Below are 17,514 nucleotides of genomic sequence, written 5' to 3' on the forward strand. Positions count from 1 at the left end.
CTGGTATTTCAGGCCTTTTTCACACGATCAAAGAACAAGCTTTTAACGCAATCGTAAATGTTCGGCAATGGGCCCGCCTGCCGTGGACTTATACCCCGTTTGCCCCTCAATTTGCCGCATGACTTCTTACGAGACCATCAATATTATTTCAACGGAGGATCCAATGAACTCACGTTATTTTTCTTTTTCATGTATTGTAACTTTTTTATTAGCTTTAAGTTATGGATGTGTTCCTGCAAAATATATTCAACTTAGTTCCGAAAATGCAAATAAAATTCACTCGTCAAAGGCCTACAGCGTAATAACTCAGGAAGAAATTATTCCTCAGGTAGATGAATCAAAGGTAGCTATGGCAATGGGTGGAGGTCTTCTCGCTGCCTTGGTCGATGTAGCTGTGGACAGTCACCGTAGCAAGAAGGCAGAGCAAGAAATAGCTCCACTTCGGCAGGTGATTTCCGATTATGATTTTAGGAAAGAATTCTGGTCCCAGCTTCAAGTTGAACTAAAAAGCTCCAAAAGGTTCACTATTGGCGAACTCGTAACTTCAACAAAGCCTTTGTCGGATGATGAACAGACGCTTTTGGCCAAAAATATTAGTGAAGATGCTTTGTTTACAGTTATTACAGACTATTCCTTATCTCCAGACTACCGCTCTCTTAATATCAACAGCTCAGTTAGCCTATGGTTAAAAGGAACGAAGGAAAAAATCTATTTGGAAAAACTTGTATATAATTCTCCCGCCATTGATTCTGAGCCAGGTGAACCGGCAATTACAAAGTGGAAGGCTAACAATGGCGAATTATATCGAACAACCCTTTATCAAGGAATCCAGGAAATAATAAAATTATTACATGCCAAGCTCTTGAGTTAGGATTGTTCGACATCTTCACGGTTTAAATTTATGAAGAAGATGAGAGATGGTTTTAAGCTGCTGTTCGCAATTTCAATATTTTTAGTAGTAGTTAGTTGCGCATCAACTCAGCCTATCTCCTTGAACTTGAAATTTGAAAAAACCAGTTCAAAAGAGGATCGATCAGAATCAAAACTTGCTCAATCTTGCGTTATTCATATCGAGGCAATCGTTGACGACCGTTCCAATAAGGATACGCTGGGAGTTTTAGGCAACGCACCTATTACTGGAGACCATATTGTTGATTGGGTTTCTCAGGGTTTAAGAGACCTTGAAGAGTACGGATTTCAGATTTCTGACAAGTTACCATCGAACGAAAAAACTGGTCGGGAATTATCGTCCAATATTTCTATTACACGTGTTCTTTTACACGAAAATTCGGTAAGAATATATGGAACGGTGATTCTTAGGACCAACTTGTGGTCCTCTAATCATAAATTTGAAGAACGTTTATATCGAGGAGATGATGATCGGTTGTTGTGGTATGGCAGTAAAGAAGAGCTCTTAACTGTTCTCAACGGTTCTCTCAAAAAGGCAATAAAAGACATTGCAAAAGATTTTGCTCAATCTTGTGAAACATTATAAAACTGTTTTGCTAATCAGAAAAAATAAAGGTGGAACCAGGGTTACCATTTATAGGACGGATTGGATGGCGGTAAACCTGTTGCTTACAGGAAGGAAAAACGCTGAATTTACTTACTAATACACTAACCCTATTTTTGAAGACACTTCATTTAATTTTTTATCAAGCGTCCAAAGAGGAACATTTGTCAATAAAGCTGAAGCAAGCAAGTGGATATCAATGTACCCTAAACCTTTTCCCATAAGGCTATAATTCTCAATGAATTGCATAACTTCTTCATGACTTGCCTTAACGGATTTAGGAATTGCCTGAAGGAGTGAAAGAATTTCATTTCTGTTTTTGAGAGTTCCGCAGGCGAGCTCCCCAACGATAAAGGGATGACAGAGGACGTCACCGTTGTTTAACAACGTTTCAAGCCCGGGAGTTCCGTTTCGCAGGTGTGTTACCCACACCGAAGTATCAATAAGAACCATATTCTATGTATTTACGGTTCTTCTGCGCGGTATCATTTTCAATTTCTTTTCGGTTCCCCCCAGTTCAACAAGTCTCTTGCCACTTTCCCGCGCAATCAATGCTTCCAGACCTAGCCTGACCAGAGAGGTTTTTTCCTTAATCCCAGTTAATTTTGATGCTTTGTCGAGTAGCTTATTCTCTATGTTCAAAGTAGTTCTCATTTTTTACCCCTTAAAGATGACTATATGTATAAGTATATCTTATTGATGCATATGTATCAACTGCTAAAACCCAAGACCAGCGATAGACTTCGCACCCACTTATTAATCATGTCATTGCGAGCACCGAAGGGTGCGTGGCAATCTTATCGTAAAGTCTTGAGATTGCTTCACTTTGTTCGCAATGACAGCTTTCTAACTCTGTTCTTTTCAAAATAGGGAGGACTGAATGTTACAGGAAGAATAACGGGATTTAAATAAGGTCCTTTAAGGGTTTAGTTCCATGACAGATTGCTACAATTTCGATGATTGGTCCATTGATTCTGTACACAATTCTATAATTTTTATAAATTTTTTCTCGAATGGTTTCATCTCCGTATTCTGGAACCATTCTTCCAGATTTAGAAAATTTGGGAAGGGATTTGATTATTGAAAATACTTTCTGGGCAAAAAAGGACGCAAAGAACCTTGAATCCTTAGCAATATAAATGCAAATATCCTCAAGGTTTGAAACAGCTCGTGGAGACCACCGGATTATTGTTTGAGCCATTTAGAAAATTTTTTTTCAACTTTTTCATGAGGAACGTTTTTTCCTTCATCTAGTTCCTTTAAGCCGGCATCGACCTGAAGCTTAAAATATAATTCTCCCATGACATCATCAACCGTCACATTATCCGGCATAGACCGGATCAATTTAATGACCTGCTGTTTTACACCTGCCATGTTGTTACCTCCATCAAATCATTGTTATTTCAAAATAATATATCATTTGACTCTAAAATACTACTAGACGAACGTTTTCGAGGTTTCTCTGATGAGAATCTCTGGAAAATAGCAGCCGCAGAAGCAGAAGATATATAATTGTAATTGACAGGATATCTAACTATATGTTACCTAGATATATAATAGCATAGGGATCGAAGAATGAAAACATCGGTTGAAATTGATAAAAAACTTTATCAGGACATTAAAGAAATTCTGGGAACGGAAACCTTGAAGGATACTATTCAGAAAAGCTTCGAGGAGGTTCTCCATCATAAGGCGTTGGAAGATTCTGTGCGCCTGTTGGGTAAAATTGATTTGGACCTTACTTTCGAGGCGCTCCAAAAACAACGACGAAAACGAAGGGTTTAATGTATCTAGTCGATACCTCATTATGGATCCAGGCGTTACGTCCTCGCGGAAATAAATCGATCCAGGAAAAACTGCGTCCCCTCATCTTGGCAAGAAGCGCGCATATAACCGATTGGATCATTTTGGAATTGATGACTGGAATTAAATCCGGGGAAGAACAAAAAAAATTAGAAGCCTTTCTCGCTCCCCTTCCTCGTTTAGCCATAGAAAGTTCTTGTTGGAAAATTGCCTGGAACCTAGCCGTCACATTGAGAAAAAAGGGAATAACCCCGTCGGCGGCAGACAGCCTCATTGCGGCTATAGCCATTAAAAATGAAATGTCTCTATTACATATCGACCAGGATTTTAGTGGAATGGCGCAACACACCAAACTCAAGGAAGTGAATTGGATTGAATATTTAAAAAAAGACACCCTCTCCACGGAATAGATTGTTATGAGTTATAAGGTCTTCCTGACAGATCGTTGTCTTTTTAACCATCTTTGAGCCGGCCACGATTGTGAGGGGCGGTGAGATCCATTTCCGGGCCTACCGGCACAATCCGGGTCGGATTTATATCTTCATGCGTCATATAATAATGACGTTTGATATGGTCAAAGTTGACCGTCTCCGCAATTCCGTCGTACTGATAGAGCTCCTTTAAATAGCCGTAAAGGTTTTGATAGTCGATCATTCGATGGATATTACATTTAAAGTGGACATAATAGACCGCGTCAAACCGGATCAACGTCGGAAACAGCCGCCAGTCGGACTCGGTAAGCTGGTTGCCGACAAGGTAACGCTGATTTGAAAGCCGTTTCTCCAGTTGGTTGAGCCCGTCAAAGAGTTTATAAACGGCCTGTTCATAGGTTTCCTGAGTTGCCGCGAATCCTGCCCGGTAGACCCCGTCGTTTATGTTGGGGTAAACCATATCATTAACCTGATCGATCTCGGTGCGAAGTGATTGCGGATAAAAATCTAACCTGTTGTTCGTGAATGCGTTGAATTCGCTGTTAAACATCCGCATGATGTCATCTTCGGAATTGCTGACGATCCTTCTTTTTTTCCTGTCCCAGAGGACAGGGACAGTCACCCGGGCGTTGAAAGCCGGATCAGTCATTTTATAGGCTTCGCTCAAAAATTTAAATCCGTTGACGGGATCTTCCGAACAACATGGACCGGCACGAAACGCCCATCCCCGGTCATCGCGGATCGGATCGACGACGGTCATCCCGATGATCGATTCCAGACCTTTCAATTTTCGGAGGATAATGGTCCGGTGGGCCCAGGGGCAGGCTAGGGAGACATACAGATGGTAGCGATCCGGTTCCGCCGGGTAACCTGATGAACCATTCTGGGTTACCCAATTTCGGAAGAGGTCTTCCTGCCTCACAAACTCTCCTTTTTCATTTTGTTCTTTCGGAAAACCCATAAAATCACCCTCTTTCTTTATCTGTTCTTTCTTTATATTCCAAAATCCAAGAAAAAATCAAGCAGTAATGGTGCCCCAAGACCAGCGATAGACTTCGCACCCACTTATTAATCATGTCATTGCGAGCACCGAAGGGTGCGTGGCAATCTTATCGTAAAGTCTTGAGATTGCTTCACTTTGTTCGCAATGACAGCTTTCTAACTCTGTTCTTGGGATACTGAAGTGACAAAGAGGAAAATCAAATTTAAGGGGGTCGGCCGGATCAATTTCTTTTAAATTTTGGGTGATTTCTTTGGCCATTCTCCAGCCGGCTGTTTTAAGCGAGGTTAGTTTTAGAAAACGAGCCACCCTGAAGATATGGGTATCTACCGGAATGATAAGCTTTGACGGCTCAATCGCCGTCCAGATTCCAGAATCAAGATCCTCCTTTCTGACCATCCACCTTAAAAAAAGACAAAATCGTTTACAGGCGCTTCCGTTTTTGGGTGAAGGTAAAAAATATTTGAAACCCCTTGTAAATTGATTGACCCCATAAATCTTTTCGGGATTAAACTTGATCCATTCTTCCGAAAAATGGATCATTGCCTGTTCCAGGTTCTCTTCTGACGGGCTGTCGTATTTTAAAAAAAGATTTTCAAGAGAGCCATGCCTGATCAGGATGGTTTTCAAAGCCATGATCAAGCAGGCCAGATCTTCCCCGGTCCAAATCCTGTAATAAATTTCTTTGAATAATTGCTTGTCTTTTGAGGGGTTAAAGTCGAGAATAAATTGGGTGAAGTTCCCCTTTCCCATTTCGAGGATCTTTGCAATGACCGGCCTAAAAAGTTCGATCTTCCCGAAGGCGAGGGCGCTGCTGACAAAAGCAACCCCTTCAATGTCTGCCGTTTTTTGATAGCCATCAAGAAAGCCGACGGGATCTTTTGAAAGAAAAGACCGAAAATCAAATTCACGGTATAATTGAACGATCAGTTGATTCCGCTGGTTTTTAAAATGTGAGGGGGCTTTTTTTCCGGTCATCCTGAAATCTCTTAAATATTTTTTATCATAATCTAACAGCACCTGAATTCATAATAGAATTTGAATGGCCTATGGACAGGATCAGTCATTTAAACAACTCCGGATTTGATTTGATTATTTTCGGAGGGGGCAGTCTCGGGGCGGGGATTGCCCGGGATGGAGCCATGAGAGGACTCAGCGTTCTTCTGATTGAACAGAAGGATTTTGGCTGGGGGACTTCGAGCCGGACCTCCAAGATTATTCATGGCGGGATCCGCTATCTCGAATATGGCGACCTGGGGCTGGTCTTTGAAGCCCTCCGGGAGCGGTTTATTCTGGAGAAGATCGCTTCGCATCTTGTCCATCCCCTCCCTTTTTTAATTCCGGTCTACAAAGAAGGACCGAGGCCTCTCTGGAAGATCCGTGCCGGTCTGTTTATCTATGATGTCCTTTCCCTATTTAAAAACAGGCAAAGGTATACCGTGATCAGCAGAGAAGAGACTTTAAAACGGGTGCCTGCCCTCAAACCGGAAAAATTATTAGGGTCGGGGGTATATTACGACTCGCAGATGAACGACTCCAGAGTGGTCCTTGAAAATATTCTCGATGCAAAATCATACGGGGCCACCGTTTTAAATTACGTTAAATTGGAGCAATTCAAGATCGAAGGCGGGGTCCTGAAGGGCGCTCTGTTAAAAGACCAATTAACCGGCCAGAGGGTTGAAGTAAAGGGTGAGTTTTTTGTAAACGCAACCGGCCCCTGGGTGTCGCAAGTTGCTGAACTAACAGGGGAAAAAAATCCGGTAAAAGTACGGATGACGCAGGGGACTCATATCATTGTTCCCCAGATTTGCCGGGATTATGCGATCGTGGTCTCTCCCCGGGATGAAAAAAGGATCTTCTTTATCCTCCCCTGGGATCAACATTCCTTAATCGGAACGACCGATATCGATTATCAGGGAGATCCTGGCGAGGTTCGTCCTCTTAAAGAAGAAATCGAATATCTTATGGATGAAACCAATACGTTTTTTCCAGAGGTTCATTTAAAAGAAAAAGAGATTATTTCGGTTTTTTCGGGAGTCAGGCCGCTATTGGATTTTCCCGGGGTTGATCCCTCATCGGTGACCCGTAAAGTCAAGATCGTTGAAAGCCCTTTGAGGATGATTTCGATCGCAGGCGGGAAATTTACAACTTATCGGAACACGGCCGAAAAAGTCATTGATAGGGTTGGAAAATGGTTAGGCCGAACAGACCTGAAGAGCTGTTCAACGGCTACGGAGCCTTTATATGGAGGAAAGTTTAGCAAGGGATTTAAAAACTATATAGAACAAAATGTGAAAAGATGGGCAGGGGCGTATGATCTTGAAGAAGCCAGCATCCTCCATTTGATCCATCAATATGGCAGCAAGGTAAACAAAGTTTTTGATTTAATTGAAAAAGATAAGCAACTTCGCGAAAAAATTTCCCCCTTGTTTCCTAATATCAAAGCGGAAATCATTTATTCCATTGAAGCGGAAATGGTATTGAGCTTATCGGATTTTTTAAGGAGGAGGACTCTGCTAGCTCTTGGAGGACTTACTTCAGAAAATATTTTGACAGAAATTGGTGTTTTGATGGGAGAGAGACTTGGATGGGATCAACATCAAATCAAAAAAGAAATAGAAAATTACTTAAAAGAAGTTTGCAAAGCTGGGACGTAGCATGTTGTGTTTCTACAAATTTTTTATACGTGGATGATTTCCTGGATACCCGGGATCAGTTCCTTCAGCCGTCTTTCAACCCCTAAGCGCAAGGTATAGCCTGAACTGGGGCAACCCTGACAGGACCCCACCAGCTTCACTTTAACTTTTCCGCCTTCCACGCCGACCAACAAAATGTTTCCGCCGTCTCTTGCAAGGGCCGGACGGATGGTATCCAATGCTTGTTCAACCTTTTCCGTTTCTATGACTGTTTCCATTCGAATCATCTCCTGGGGCAATAACTTTTATTATATTAAATATTGAAAACATTTGCAAACCCTTCATGCTATAATCCCAGCCATTATTGTTCATAGTAAGGAAACAAAGGATGAAAGAAATTACGGTGTTTGCCCCGGCCTCTGTCGGGAATATCGGTCCGGGTTTTGATACTTTGGGGATGGCGGTCAAAAAAATTGGTGATACGGTTCACGCAAGAAAAAATAATCTTAAGAAAGTTCAAATTCTGGAGATTACGGGAGATGGTGGAAAACTCCCCTTAGCGGCAGATAAAAACACCGCCGGAATTGCCGCAAAAAAGGCGCTTAAGAAAATGGGGATCACTGATGGGATTGATCTGACGATTCATAAAAATATACCGGGGAACGGATTGGGAAGCAGCGCGGCCAGCGCGGTAGCCGGGGCTGTTGCAGCCAATCTTCTCTTTGGCGGCCGTTTAAGCCAGGACGAGATTCTTCATCTTTCGACGGAAGCGGAGAGTTACGTAAGTGGCGGAATTTTCATGGATAATATCGGGGCATCCTTGTATGGGGGGGTGATTTTAACCCGGCCTTCTGAAAAAAAGGTCTTAAAGGTTGGCCTGTTGAGGGGAATCAGCGTGATCCTTGCTACTCCTGATTTTCCTCTGATGACCAAAACGGCGAGGAAAATTCTTCCCAAAAAAATTGAAATGGGGAAAATGATTGCCAATATGTCCAATTCCTGTGCCATGGTGATGGCGGTTTGCAAAAAAGATTCCGTTCTTTTTGGAGAGGCGATAACCGATGTAGTGGTGGAGCCGGTTAGGTCCCGTTTAATTCCCGGTTTTTATGAGGTCAAAAAAGCGGCTTTAAAAGCCGGGGCGACCGGATGTTCTATCAGCGGGGCAGGTTCGACGATGTTTGCCGTAACCCATGAGAACGACCGGGCTGACCTGATTGGAATTGCCATGAAAAAGGCCTTTGAGAAAAATGGGGCTGAATGTATCATTACCGTTACGAAGATCGATGGAGAAGGGGCGAGGGAAATGAAAAGGTCGTGAACAAGATCGAAGTGGCCGCCGCTATCATTGAAAAAGACGAAAAATTTCTGATTACCCGGAGAAAGGGTGAAAGCCATCTGGGAGATTTTTGGGAATTTCCCGGCGGAAAAAAGGAAAACGAGGAAGATTTAAAGTCATGTCTTGTTCGTGAAATCCGTGAAGAGCTGGGGATCGAAGTCCGGATCGGAGGCGAAATTCTCTCCCTTGACTATGATTATCCCGACCGGACGATTGCCCTCCATTTTTTTTGCTGTGAGTGGAAAGGGGGAGACCTCAGGGCTGAAGGGTGTCAGGAGTTTAAATGGGTCGAAAAGACCGGCTTAAATGATCATGAATTTCCGCCCGCCAACGCGTCAATCCTTGCCTTTCTACAGAATCAAAAGAGTTAACAGTAGGATGAGGGGCAAAAATAAGCAAAAATAGACTTGACAGATTCAGTTTTGTTATGGTACGAAGGTGGCAACGTATTAATTAATTGTAAATAAAAGAAGGGATAAACATCAGGTTTATGGATAAATAAGCACCTTCTATCAAGGCAAACTGCCGGTGACGGCAGGGCGCAAAGCTGAGGATCTTTTCCACTTCCTTCCTTTCCTCCCCACTTGTGGGGGAGGGCGAGGGTGGGGGTGAACTAAAGAAAGCCGGGCCGCCGAGGTGACAAGAAAGTTTTGTCATTTCGGTTGCCCGGCTTTTTTTATTTTATTGGGTTTGTCATTGTGAGGCGGAGCCGAAACAATCTATGTTTTTTCATTGATTAAGGAGAAAGACCATGTTTTTTAAATCCACCCTCAAGATCAAATTATTCTTCCTTTCCTTCATTCCTATCCCGATGGGATTACCTGGACGAGTCACTCCACCGGCACGCAATATTTTCCATATCTATATGGGGTGGTCTGGTCCGGGACCCAGTTTGTAGCGGTGGGTTATTCTATGGGTGGTGGTATCATCCTGACATCACCCGATGGGATTACCTGGACGGCGCGAACCTCCGGAACAACTAATTCTCTAACTGGCGTGGTTTGGTCCGGGAGCCAGTTTGTGGCAGTGGGTGGAAATTATCAAGGTGTGGTTGTCCTGACGTCACCTGATGGGATTACCTGGATGACTCGCGCGACCAGCACAGTATCGAATCCTGTGTCTGTCCAAATCCAGGTAGATGACAAAGAGACTCTTGCGAATGGCACAACTCAAACGGGATCAGGCTTTGATCCCTCTTCTCTTTACCTCCAATTTTATGCTTATACTTCCAGTGGAAACGGAAGTGTGATAGGAAAGGATATCAATCTTAATCCCGTAACGATTTCCGGGTGGGGGAATATCGCTCCTCTCTTTAATGTTTCAGGTCCTGACATAAATGGGGTATACACGATAACGCCAAATGGGGCAGTCTTACCTTTGATAAAGGGATTTCAGCCTCAATGAACGTGAACTTATATCTTTCGTTGTCTGATTTTGCTCGTCGTTCTAGTTGGGCATATACCAGTTTCACGGTTCAATAAAGAAGACGAGGGTGTAAATCGGACGGTTTGATTTAAAATGTTGTAGAAGGCTGAATGTAAAATATCAATTCCTGACATCGATTTTTGGTGTTTTGCGTTTGTGGATCAGTTTCAAAACAAATTTTTAAAAGGAGAAGAGAGATGGCAACTATTTTAAAAAGTCTGAAAAAAATGTCAGTTATCTTTGTCATTTTCCCTTTGCTGATTGTTTATGGTTGCGGTGGTGGAGGGAGTTCCGGGGGATCTCCTGCTCTTTCCTATACAGGGATCACAACTCAGACGCCGATTACTTCCGGTAATGGGACTGTCGTCACTTCCCAGGCCTATAAACAAGGTTCCACGGGTGGAAATCTGACAGGAATTGCAATGCAAGGCGGGGGAGTTGATCCGGGGATCCAACCAAAATCTTTGGTTTTATCTCAGATCTTCATAGACTCGTTTAATCAAGTCAAGATTCCGTCTCCATCAAATCTCCTCACAGGAGCCGTTGTTTCCAAAACTGATAGGGTAACGGGTTCTTGTGGAGGGACTTTAGACCGATCTATGAGTATAGATGATCAAACCGGAAATTTTACCGGCTCGGCCACCTATACAAATTACTGTTCTAAGACAGGCACAAAAGCAGGGACTGTTTCCGGAACAGTCAATATTTCTGGTTCCTATGATTTTAATTCAAGTCGTATAACAACGCTTAAACTTTCATTTAGCTCTTTAACTGTGACATCCGGTTCTGTTTCGGCTACTGTTTCAGGTGACTTTACGGTTAATTTGCAGTCAACGCCTGTTGCCATAACCTTCAATTTTTTAATTCAGAATGATGCTGATAAAAAGGTTTACTGGGTGCAAAATGGAACAATAACTATTGCAACTGGAAATGGTTATGTGGATGTGACCATGGGAGGGCGGGTCTATTTACCCGATTATGGTTATGTTGATATCTCAACGCCAACCCCATTTCGTGTTATGACCAATGATAGTTACCCTTCCTCAGGTGTATTAATATTAACAGGGAGCAATAATTCTAAAGCGAGACTGACGGCCCTAAACAATACAACTTATCAGGTTGATTTGGACCCGGCTGGAACTGGAACCTATGTTTCAGGTCAAACACAAAATTGGTCTTCAATTTAAATGGAACAATATTTTCATCTCCCCCTGCTGTGGGAGATGGTGCGGAGGGCCATGTTTTAAAAAGTGGCCAACTTCAGTCCCAATTTGAAGGCCACCTTCGCAAGAATTTTGTCACTGCAAAGAAATTTGGCATGTTGAAGGCCATGCGCCATTTTTCTCCAAACTCCCTTACGAGATCAGCAGCTTTGATATAATGCCTCATCCAGCGTGAGCACTTCCATCTGACCTGTATTCAGAAACCATGTCTGATAATGGTTTCCCTTTTGCAGAAATGATTTTTCTTAAAGCTTTATGGCTCTCCAGTTTCTTTTTTAACTTTTTCCTGATGGGTTTAATCACCGCAATAGGCTCTTTCCTCCTGGAGATGATGATCTCTTCTCCTTTTTGGACTTTTGAAAGAAATTCTGTAAGGTGTTGGCGGGCTTCTTTTATTCCAGCAGTAATCATTCCTTTAACTCCATTCTCTAATGTGCCTACCAGTGGACACATTTTAAAATATTTTGTCAAGGTCGAATGACTAAGTTTACGGAAAAGTCACGGTAAGGCGGCAGATCGGGACCGTGATGATGGTCATATAGGGATCTGGATACAGAAAAGCTGACACCATTATTATTTACGGAAAAAAAGAGAGTGAAGACATTTCAGGGTTCTACAACCTCCTTTTTGGAAAACCGATTAATCTATTCCCAGGTGAAGTTTTACCGCTTTTTCCACCTCGCTTAAAATGAAGTCATTAACCGATCCGATATATTTCGTCAGCCTCCCTTTGTCCACGGTTCGGATTTGGGTGACCTTTAACTTGGAATCGACGTCTAGCCCGCTAGCATCCTTTTTTACCAACACTTCGAATGAAAATATCCTTTCCGTCTTGGAAGAAAAAGGAATGACAGTTACCGTTCGCAAGTATTTGTTAGATTCGTTACAAGAAATGATCAGGGCGGGACGTTTCTTTCGGATTTCGGATCCTTTTGAAGGTTCAAAGTCTACCAGATAGATGTTCCCCCGGGTCATTCAAGCCCATCTTTCAATGTATCTTCCCAATTCTGGTAAGTCTCATAGTCTTCCCTGGCACATTCTTTATATTCAACTTCTAATCGCTTGCTTTCTTTCTCTTTTTCTTCCATCTTATTTTTTGCTTTGATCGCTTCGGCTATATAAGCTGATTTATTCTTAACACCGGATAAAATTTTAGCCGCATCTTGTGGTAAAGTTATATTGAGTCTGGCTGTACGCATATACACCTCCATGCTGTATTATAATACCCATACTTTCACTTTTCAATATAATAATAAAATCCAAATTAATGTACCGAAGAAAAAAGCCTTGTGAAATAAAGAGGGGGATTTATATGGCTCATTTTTATGAGCGGAGGTCTGAAGATTTCTTCGCTTTGAGCGCTTTTTCCATTTCTTGAACGGGGAGGGTATTAAAAACTTCCCTGGCGGTCAGCCAACCTTTCCGGGCGATTCCCACGCCATATTCTGTAAATTTGATATTGTCCACCGCATGGGCGTCGGGGTTAATGCTGACCTGGAGTCCTTTTTCTTTAAGTTTTTTGCAATCTCTCCAGTCGATATCAAACCGGTGCGGATTGGCGTTAAGTTCTATAATAATATGGTGTTTCCTGGCCCCCTCCAGAATCGCATCGAGATTAAAGGCATAAGGAGGGCGTGAAAGGAGCAAACGACCTGTTAAATGGCCCAGGATCGTTAAATATGGATTTTCCATCGCGTGTAATAAACGCCGGGTCATCTCCTCTTCATTCATTTTAAACCGGCTATGAATCGAGCCGATGACGAAATCAAAGGAAGCGAGAATCTCTTCCGGATAATCGAGGGCGCCGTCTTCGAGAATATCGGCTTCAATCCCCTTAAAAATTTTTATTTCAGGATTTTTCTTCTGAAGCTTGTCTATTTCGTCATGTTGTTCTTTAATTTGAGTCTCTTTAAGCCCGTGAGCGTAAAACGCCGATTGACTATGATCGGAAATTCCCACATATTGATAACCCAGGCGCTTGGCCTCTTGAATCATTTCATTTAGAGAATTTTTCCCGTCGCTGTATGTGGTATGGACATGAAAAATTCCCTTGATATCCCCGGAGTCAATTAAACGGGGTAATTTTTTATTTTTTGCGGCTTCAAATTCCCCGCGGTCTTCTCTCAATTCAGGCGGGATATAGTCGAATCCAAGATGACCGAAAATTTCTTTTTCAGATTTGCAGGAAACTCGATGGTCTCCTTTAAAAAGGCCATATTCATTTAATTTAAAACCCAAATCTTTTGCGATTCCCCGTAAGACGGTATTATGTTCCTTGCTTCCCGTAAAATGTTGGAAGGCAAAAGGGAATTCGCCGCTTTCTACGATTCTTAAATCGACCTGAATTCCCGATTTTAAAAGAACCGTTGATTTTGTTTCCCCGTGTCCAATGACGCGATCCACTTCGGACAGATGAACAAAAAAAATCATGGCGTCCACGGGGGCATCGGAACTTCCAACAATATCAATATCCTTGACCACCTCTTTCTTGCGTCTGAGGCTTCCGGCAATTTCTAACTCTTTAAATAAACCTTTTTCTTTTAAATGGCTTAAAACGTTTTCCGCTTCTTTTAAGGCCTTATCAAAATGAAAATAGTCTTTTCCTTTTTTCAGTTGTTCGATTCCTTTGAGAATATTGTCCTGACTTTTTGGCCCAAAACCATCGAGAGACAATAATCGGTTTTCATGACACGCGTATTCCAGTTCTCCAAGGGTTGATATTCCTAATTTTTCGTAAATCGTTTTAATTTTTTTTGGGCCCAGGCCGGGGACATTCAGCATCTCGAGAAGTCCCGGAGGGGTCGAATTCTTGAGTTCGCCCAGGAGGGTCGATTTTTCGGTTGCGACAAATTCGTGAATGGTTTCAAAAATGGCCTCCCCGATTCCCTTTTGTTTTTTAAGCTCTCCGGATAAAACCATTTCTTTTATATCCCCCTCTAATAAGGAGAGGGTTCGGGACGCATTCTGATAGGCCCTGATTTTGAACGGATTTTCGCCTTTTAATTCGAGATAGGTGGCGATGTCATTTAACAAATCGCCGAGGTCTTGTTTAATGCTCATTTTTTCGTCCTGCTTTTCTGTTGTTTGTTAGATCTGCGTTCATTGTATCTCATTCCAAAAGGATAAAACAAATGAAGGATATTTTTGATTCGATTCATTTATTTTGTGTATGGTAATATATCTTTTATGCAGGAAAAGGAATACGACGAGAAGGACCTCCCTGAAGTTTTTGAAATTCCGGCAAAGGAAGAAAACGGGATAGTTCTTCATGATCCTCTAAAAAAATATCTTTCGGAGATCCGAAAATATCCTTTTTTATCCCGTGAAGAGGAGGTTGATTTAGCCCGCCGGTATAAAGAATACGGGGATGCCGAGGCCGTTTCCAACCTAATCCTTTCTAATTTAAGGTTGGTTTATCACATTGCCCTGGAATACCGGCAAAACGCATTTCCTCTCATGGACCTTATTCAGGAGGGGAACATTGGATTAATGGCGGCGATCAAAAAATTCGATCCCTATAAAGGAATTCGTGTTGGAACATACGCGTCCTGGTGGATTCGCGCCTTTATTCTAAGATATATTCTTAATAATTTCAGGCTGGTTAAGGTGGGAACCACACAGGCGCAAAGAAAGCTGTTTTTTAACCTTCAGAAAGAAAAACAAAAACTTCTTTTCCAGGGGTATGACCCTGAAATTAAACTTTTAGCCGATCACCTGCAGGTCAAGGAAAAAGAGGTTGTTGAGATGGATCAGCGGATGGGAAATTGGGAAGTTTCACTGGACGCTCCGTTGCACGAACATACCGACGAACCTTTTGGCAGGTCTCTCCCTTCGGGAGATCCGCCGCTCGATGATAAAGTCGCGGATGAAGACTTGAAAAACCTTTTTCATGAAAAATTATTAGAGTTCGCGAAAACTTTAAACGAACGGGACAGCGATATCCTCCATGCGCGGATCCTTTCGGAAAATCCATTGACCCTTCTTGCCATTGCCAGGAAATACCATATTTCAAAAGAGCGGGCGAGACAGCTTGAAGAGAAAATTTTAAAGAATATGAAAAACTATATGGAGAAAGAAATCAAGGACTTTAAGCTGATCTCTGAGTGATTAAAGTCCCCAAGAACAGAGTTAGAAAGCTGTCATTGCGAACAAAGTGAAGCAATCTCAAGACTTTACGATAAGATTGCCACGCACCCTTCGGTGCTCGCAATGACATGATTAATAAGTGGGTGCGAAGTCTATCGCTGGTCTTGGGTTTTTCAATAAGCTCCGCGCGAGCATTCTTTTTTTTTGGAGGCAGCTTGGAAAAGATTCCAATGAGGGTAAAAGAAATCATTCCCTTTTATGACGGCACCCTCTGTCATATTCGTTTGGAGTGGGTTAACGCCTCGGATCGATTTAATTTCAATACAGGACAATTTGTCATGCTTTCCTTGACCCATGAGGAAAAAGGGGCCTATTTTGCGATTGCTTCGGCGCCGGAGGAAAACGAATCTCTCGACTTTTTAATTAAAAAAACATCGGGAATCGGCGAAAAACTCCTTAATCGAAAAGTTGGAGATATTGTTCGGTTGGAGGGCCCGTTAGGAAAAGGTTTCCCTATCGACCAATACAAAGGAAAACATCTTCTATTAATCGGGGTGGGTACAGGAATCGCCCCGCTTCGATCGGTTTACCGTTCCGTTATTCTCAGACGTTCTGATTTTCGTTATGTTCATCTTTATTACGGCGTTTTAACCCCCGCCCATTTCTGTCACCGGGAAGAGATCCGGGAACTTAGAAAAAAAGACATTCAAGTTTTTCTTACTGTAACCACGCCTGACGCCGACTGGGCCGGGCGGACCGGTTTTGTCCAAAATCATTTTGCCGAAGCGGCTCCGGATCCGGAAAACAGTGTTGCTCTCCTCGCAGGAATGAAAGAAATGATTGATCAAAGCAGGGAGGAACTGCTTCGTATTGGTTTTAAGCCTGACCAGATTTTAATCAATTATTAACGGTGGTTTTTGGGGGTTATGGATATGCCAGAACTTAAAAAAACAGCCCTGGTGACAGGCGCTGGAAGAAGACTTGGAAGAGAAATCAGCCTGGCATTGGCCAGGGCGGGTTATGACATTATGATTAATTACCTTCAGTCCGAGGGAGCTGCGCAGAAAACAGCCGGGGAAATCAGGGAACTTGGAAGAAAAGCGATGATTTATGGGGCCGATGTTTCAAATTCCGATCAGGTTCACGGAATGGTAAAAAAAACTTTGGATCACTTCGGGTCCATTGATGTTTTAGTCAATAATGCGGCCATTTTTTCACAAATTCCCTTTGAAAAGTTAACCGAAGCGATCTGGGATAAGACGATAAACACCAATTTAAAAGGGACCTTTTTATGTTCCAGGGAGATTGGGGAGCATATGACGCATCGCCGGTCAGGGAGCATTATCAATATTGCGTCACTGGGCGGGGTTAAACCCTGGGCATCGGAAACCCCTTATTGCGTGTCAAAGGCGGGGGTGATGATGCTAACCCAATGTTTTGCCAAAGGACTGGCCCCATATGTTCGCGTGAATGCGATTGCGCCCGGATATGTCGAAATGCCAGACCCGATCATTGAGAAAGTTGTCCCTCAGCCTCCTTTGAGTAAAATCCCCTTAAAAAGATATGGCCGGCCGGAAGAAGTGGCAGAGCTTGTGATCTATCTGGCGACGAAAGCCGAATATATTACCGGGCAGGTCATGTTCGTTGACGGGGGGAGAAGTCTCTCCTCCTGATCAAAGTTCCTCAAGCCTTTTTCTACCCGTGAATCCATCCTCTACCTCATGCCACCATTGAAGGGACGTTTCCCCCGACTTCCAACATAGATATACGGTTCTTCCATTTGAGATATAGGAAAAGTCACATAATCCTTTATCAAGGTCTTTGATGACAACCCCTTCTTTGTGAATTTCTTCGATCTCCTGATTGAGAGAATCCAGTGTTTTAATATAACTGGGGCCATAAGGTGAACCGCCGTCAAGGGCGGTTTGATCAGCCGCTTTCCTGATTTCTCCTGAAATTTTTGTCAAATAACTTTTTTTTATCCTGATTTCTTTAAACCGTTCTTCAAGAACCGGGATTAAGCTTTCAACTTCCTCTAGGGTAAAAATTTTTTCATCCATA

Annotated in this window: 24 protein-coding genes and 1 riboswitch; of the genes, 12 read left to right on the plus strand and 12 right to left on the minus strand. The window is 42.7% G+C overall.

Annotated features, from left to right (window positions below; translation table 11 throughout):
- The first annotated feature begins 163 nt into the window (after positions 1-163).
- Positions 164-871, plus strand: coding sequence for a hypothetical protein (locus HYR79_06075; protein ID MBI1821260.1), 708 nt, complete (start codon positions 164-166; stop codon positions 869-871).
- 30 nt (positions 872-901) lie between these two features.
- Positions 902-1,495, plus strand: coding sequence for a hypothetical protein (locus tag HYR79_06080; protein ID MBI1821261.1), 594 nt, complete (start codon positions 902-904; stop codon positions 1,493-1,495).
- 114 nt (positions 1,496-1,609) lie between these two features.
- On the opposite strand, the gene HYR79_06085 is transcribed toward HYR79_06080, so the two are convergent.
- The 4 genes from HYR79_06085 to HYR79_06100 form a co-directional block, all read right to left on the minus strand.
- Entirely contained in the window at positions 1,610-1,966 is a 357-nt protein-coding gene (locus tag HYR79_06085; GenBank protein MBI1821262.1) for a type II toxin-antitoxin system VapC family toxin, read from the minus strand.
- A gap of 3 nt (positions 1,967-1,969) precedes the next feature.
- On the minus strand, positions 1,970-2,167 hold the full coding sequence (locus HYR79_06090; protein MBI1821263.1) for a type II toxin-antitoxin system VapB family antitoxin: 198 nt from the start codon (positions 2,165-2,167) through the stop codon (positions 1,970-1,972).
- A 250-nt stretch (positions 2,168-2,417) separates the two neighbouring features.
- A complete protein-coding gene (locus HYR79_06095) occupies positions 2,418-2,714 on the minus strand; it encodes a type II toxin-antitoxin system RelE/ParE family toxin (GenBank protein ID MBI1821264.1) in 297 nt (98 codons plus the stop codon).
- A complete protein-coding gene (locus HYR79_06100; GenBank protein ID MBI1821265.1) occupies positions 2,699-2,887 on the minus strand; it encodes a hypothetical protein in 189 nt (62 codons plus the stop codon). The genes HYR79_06095 and HYR79_06100 overlap by 16 nt, the downstream gene beginning before the upstream one ends.
- A 201-nt stretch (positions 2,888-3,088) precedes the next feature.
- Here HYR79_06100 and HYR79_06105 point away from each other — a divergent pair, with 201 nt between their 5' ends.
- The gene (locus HYR79_06105) at positions 3,089-3,298 is read left to right on the plus strand and encodes a hypothetical protein (protein ID MBI1821266.1); all 210 of its coding nucleotides are present in this window, start codon (positions 3,089-3,091) and stop codon (positions 3,296-3,298) included.
- Positions 3,298-3,726, plus strand: coding sequence for a PIN domain-containing protein (locus HYR79_06110; GenBank protein MBI1821267.1), 429 nt, complete (start codon positions 3,298-3,300; stop codon positions 3,724-3,726). The genes HYR79_06105 and HYR79_06110 overlap by 1 nt, the downstream gene beginning before the upstream one ends.
- A 43-nt stretch (positions 3,727-3,769) precedes the next feature.
- Here the strand turns inward: HYR79_06110 and HYR79_06115 are convergent, their stop codons facing one another.
- Together HYR79_06115 and HYR79_06120 are read right to left on the minus strand one after the other, a co-directional pair.
- Positions 3,770-4,708 (minus strand): glutathione S-transferase family protein, encoded by a 939-nt coding sequence (locus HYR79_06115; protein MBI1821268.1) that lies wholly within the window; start codon positions 4,706-4,708, stop codon positions 3,770-3,772.
- Positions 4,709-4,819: 111 nt separating this feature from the next.
- Positions 4,820-5,725, minus strand: coding sequence for a TIGR02757 family protein (locus tag HYR79_06120; protein ID MBI1821269.1), 906 nt, complete (start codon positions 5,723-5,725; stop codon positions 4,820-4,822).
- Between the two features lie 71 nt (positions 5,726-5,796).
- On the opposite strand from HYR79_06120, the gene glpD reads away from it, so the two are divergent.
- Positions 5,797-7,404: a glycerol-3-phosphate dehydrogenase gene (gene glpD / locus HYR79_06125; protein ID MBI1821270.1), complete on the plus strand. Its 1,608-nt coding sequence runs from the start codon at positions 5,797-5,799 to the stop codon at positions 7,402-7,404.
- A 23-nt stretch (positions 7,405-7,427) separates the two neighbouring features.
- Here the strand turns inward: glpD and HYR79_06130 are convergent, their stop codons facing one another.
- The gene (locus HYR79_06130) at positions 7,428-7,661 is read right to left on the minus strand and encodes a NifU family protein (protein ID MBI1821271.1); all 234 of its coding nucleotides are present in this window, start codon (positions 7,659-7,661) and stop codon (positions 7,428-7,430) included.
- Positions 7,662-7,771: 110 nt separating this feature from the next.
- Between HYR79_06130 and HYR79_06135 the strand changes: the two genes are divergently transcribed.
- The 4 genes from HYR79_06135 to HYR79_06150 all read left to right on the plus strand — a co-directional run bounded on the left by HYR79_06135 (position 7,772) and on the right by HYR79_06150 (position 11,331).
- Positions 7,772-8,701: a homoserine kinase gene (locus HYR79_06135; protein ID MBI1821272.1), complete on the plus strand. Its 930-nt coding sequence runs from the start codon at positions 7,772-7,774 to the stop codon at positions 8,699-8,701.
- Positions 8,698-9,090: an 8-oxo-dGTP diphosphatase MutT gene (gene mutT, locus HYR79_06140; protein ID MBI1821273.1), complete on the plus strand. Its 393-nt coding sequence runs from the start codon at positions 8,698-8,700 to the stop codon at positions 9,088-9,090. Before HYR79_06135 ends, mutT begins: the two co-directional genes overlap by 4 nt.
- Before the next feature lie 135 nt (positions 9,091-9,225).
- A riboswitch (cyclic di-GMP riboswitch) is annotated at positions 9,226-9,355 on the plus strand.
- Positions 9,356-9,631: 276 nt separating this feature from the next.
- The gene (locus HYR79_06145) at positions 9,632-10,123 is read left to right on the plus strand and encodes a hypothetical protein (GenBank protein ID MBI1821274.1); all 492 of its coding nucleotides are present in this window, start codon (positions 9,632-9,634) and stop codon (positions 10,121-10,123) included.
- Positions 10,124-10,341: 218 nt separating this feature from the next.
- Positions 10,342-11,331, plus strand: a complete 990-nt coding sequence (locus tag HYR79_06150; protein MBI1821275.1) for a hypothetical protein — start codon at positions 10,342-10,344, stop codon at positions 11,329-11,331.
- Positions 11,332-11,529: 198 nt separating this feature from the next.
- On the opposite strand, the gene HYR79_06155 is transcribed toward HYR79_06150, so the two are convergent.
- The 4 genes from HYR79_06155 to polX all read right to left on the minus strand — a co-directional run bounded on the left by HYR79_06155 (position 11,530) and on the right by polX (position 14,427).
- Positions 11,530-11,838, minus strand: coding sequence for a type II toxin-antitoxin system prevent-host-death family antitoxin (locus HYR79_06155; GenBank protein ID MBI1821276.1), 309 nt, complete (start codon positions 11,836-11,838; stop codon positions 11,530-11,532).
- 168 nt (positions 11,839-12,006) lie between these two features.
- Positions 12,007-12,342 carry a type II toxin-antitoxin system PemK/MazF family toxin gene (locus HYR79_06160; protein MBI1821277.1) on the minus strand — a complete coding sequence of 112 codons (336 nt, stop codon included), beginning with the start codon at positions 12,340-12,342 and terminating at the stop codon, positions 12,007-12,009.
- A complete protein-coding gene (locus tag HYR79_06165) occupies positions 12,339-12,566 on the minus strand; it encodes a hypothetical protein (GenBank protein ID MBI1821278.1) in 228 nt (75 codons plus the stop codon). The genes HYR79_06160 and HYR79_06165 overlap by 4 nt, the downstream gene beginning before the upstream one ends.
- Positions 12,567-12,690: 124 nt before the next feature.
- Positions 12,691-14,427, minus strand: coding sequence for a DNA polymerase/3'-5' exonuclease PolX (gene polX, locus HYR79_06170; GenBank protein MBI1821279.1), 1,737 nt, complete (start codon positions 14,425-14,427; stop codon positions 12,691-12,693).
- Positions 14,428-14,511: 84 nt separating this feature from the next.
- On the opposite strand from polX, the gene HYR79_06175 reads away from it, so the two are divergent.
- The 3 genes from HYR79_06175 (at position 14,512) to HYR79_06185 (ending at position 17,126) form a co-directional block, all read left to right on the plus strand.
- Positions 14,512-15,474 (plus strand): RNA polymerase factor sigma-32, encoded by a 963-nt coding sequence (locus tag HYR79_06175; GenBank protein ID MBI1821280.1) that lies wholly within the window; start codon positions 14,512-14,514, stop codon positions 15,472-15,474.
- Between the two features lie 194 nt (positions 15,475-15,668).
- Positions 15,669-16,361, plus strand: a complete 693-nt coding sequence (locus tag HYR79_06180; protein ID MBI1821281.1) for a hypothetical protein — start codon at positions 15,669-15,671, stop codon at positions 16,359-16,361.
- A 24-nt stretch (positions 16,362-16,385) separates the two neighbouring features.
- Positions 16,386-17,126 carry an SDR family oxidoreductase gene (locus HYR79_06185; protein MBI1821282.1) on the plus strand — a complete coding sequence of 247 codons (741 nt, stop codon included), beginning with the start codon at positions 16,386-16,388 and terminating at the stop codon, positions 17,124-17,126.
- On the opposite strand, the gene HYR79_06190 is transcribed toward HYR79_06185, so the two are convergent.
- Positions 17,127-17,513 carry a DUF2203 domain-containing protein gene (locus HYR79_06190; protein MBI1821283.1) on the minus strand — a complete coding sequence of 129 codons (387 nt, stop codon included), beginning with the start codon at positions 17,511-17,513 and terminating at the stop codon, positions 17,127-17,129. It lies immediately after the preceding gene.
- Between the last annotated feature and the right edge of the window lies 1 nt (position 17,514).

This window comes from Nitrospirota bacterium (assembly GCA_016178585.1).
In the GTDB taxonomy this organism is placed as follows: Bacteria; Nitrospirota; Nitrospiria; order JACQBW01; family JACQBW01; genus JACOTA01.

What these genes read in the sequence shown, in the direction of transcription:
- HYR79_06075 (MBI1821260.1), top strand. Translation starts at nt 164, where the DNA reads ATGAACTCACGTTATTTTTCTTTTTCATGTATTGTAACTTTTTTATTA.
- HYR79_06080 (MBI1821261.1), top strand. Translation starts at nt 902, where the DNA reads ATGAAGAAGATGAGAGATGGTTTTAAGCTGCTGTTCGCAATTTCAATA.
- HYR79_06085 (MBI1821262.1), bottom strand. Translation starts at nt 1,966, where the DNA reads ATGGTTCTTATTGATACTTCGGTGTGGGTAACACACCTGCGAAACGGA.
- HYR79_06090 (MBI1821263.1), bottom strand. Translation starts at nt 2,167, where the DNA reads ATGAGAACTACTTTGAACATAGAGAATAAGCTACTCGACAAAGCATCA.
- HYR79_06095 (MBI1821264.1), bottom strand. Translation starts at nt 2,714, where the DNA reads ATGGCTCAAACAATAATCCGGTGGTCTCCACGAGCTGTTTCAAACCTT.
- HYR79_06100 (MBI1821265.1), bottom strand. Translation starts at nt 2,887, where the DNA reads ATGGCAGGTGTAAAACAGCAGGTCATTAAATTGATCCGGTCTATGCCG.
- HYR79_06105 (MBI1821266.1), top strand. Translation starts at nt 3,089, where the DNA reads ATGAAAACATCGGTTGAAATTGATAAAAAACTTTATCAGGACATTAAA.
- HYR79_06110 (MBI1821267.1), top strand. Translation starts at nt 3,298, where the DNA reads ATGTATCTAGTCGATACCTCATTATGGATCCAGGCGTTACGTCCTCGC.
- HYR79_06115 (MBI1821268.1), bottom strand. Translation starts at nt 4,708, where the DNA reads ATGGGTTTTCCGAAAGAACAAAATGAAAAAGGAGAGTTTGTGAGGCAG.
- HYR79_06120 (MBI1821269.1), bottom strand. Translation starts at nt 5,725, where the DNA reads ATGACCGGAAAAAAAGCCCCCTCACATTTTAAAAACCAGCGGAATCAA.
- glpD (MBI1821270.1), top strand. Translation starts at nt 5,797, where the DNA reads ATGGACAGGATCAGTCATTTAAACAACTCCGGATTTGATTTGATTATT.
- HYR79_06130 (MBI1821271.1), bottom strand. Translation starts at nt 7,661, where the DNA reads ATGGAAACAGTCATAGAAACGGAAAAGGTTGAACAAGCATTGGATACC.
- HYR79_06135 (MBI1821272.1), top strand. Translation starts at nt 7,772, where the DNA reads ATGAAAGAAATTACGGTGTTTGCCCCGGCCTCTGTCGGGAATATCGGT.
- HYR79_06145 (MBI1821274.1), top strand. Translation starts at nt 9,632, where the DNA reads ATGGGTGGTGGTATCATCCTGACATCACCCGATGGGATTACCTGGACG.
- HYR79_06150 (MBI1821275.1), top strand. Translation starts at nt 10,342, where the DNA reads ATGGCAACTATTTTAAAAAGTCTGAAAAAAATGTCAGTTATCTTTGTC.
- HYR79_06160 (MBI1821277.1), bottom strand. Translation starts at nt 12,342, where the DNA reads ATGACCCGGGGGAACATCTATCTGGTAGACTTTGAACCTTCAAAAGGA.
- HYR79_06165 (MBI1821278.1), bottom strand. Translation starts at nt 12,566, where the DNA reads ATGCGTACAGCCAGACTCAATATAACTTTACCACAAGATGCGGCTAAA.
- polX (MBI1821279.1), bottom strand. Translation starts at nt 14,427, where the DNA reads ATGAGCATTAAACAAGACCTCGGCGATTTGTTAAATGACATCGCCACC.
- HYR79_06185 (MBI1821282.1), top strand. Translation starts at nt 16,386, where the DNA reads ATGCCAGAACTTAAAAAAACAGCCCTGGTGACAGGCGCTGGAAGAAGA.
- HYR79_06190 (MBI1821283.1), bottom strand. Translation starts at nt 17,513, where the DNA reads ATGGATGAAAAAATTTTTACCCTAGAGGAAGTTGAAAGCTTAATCCCG.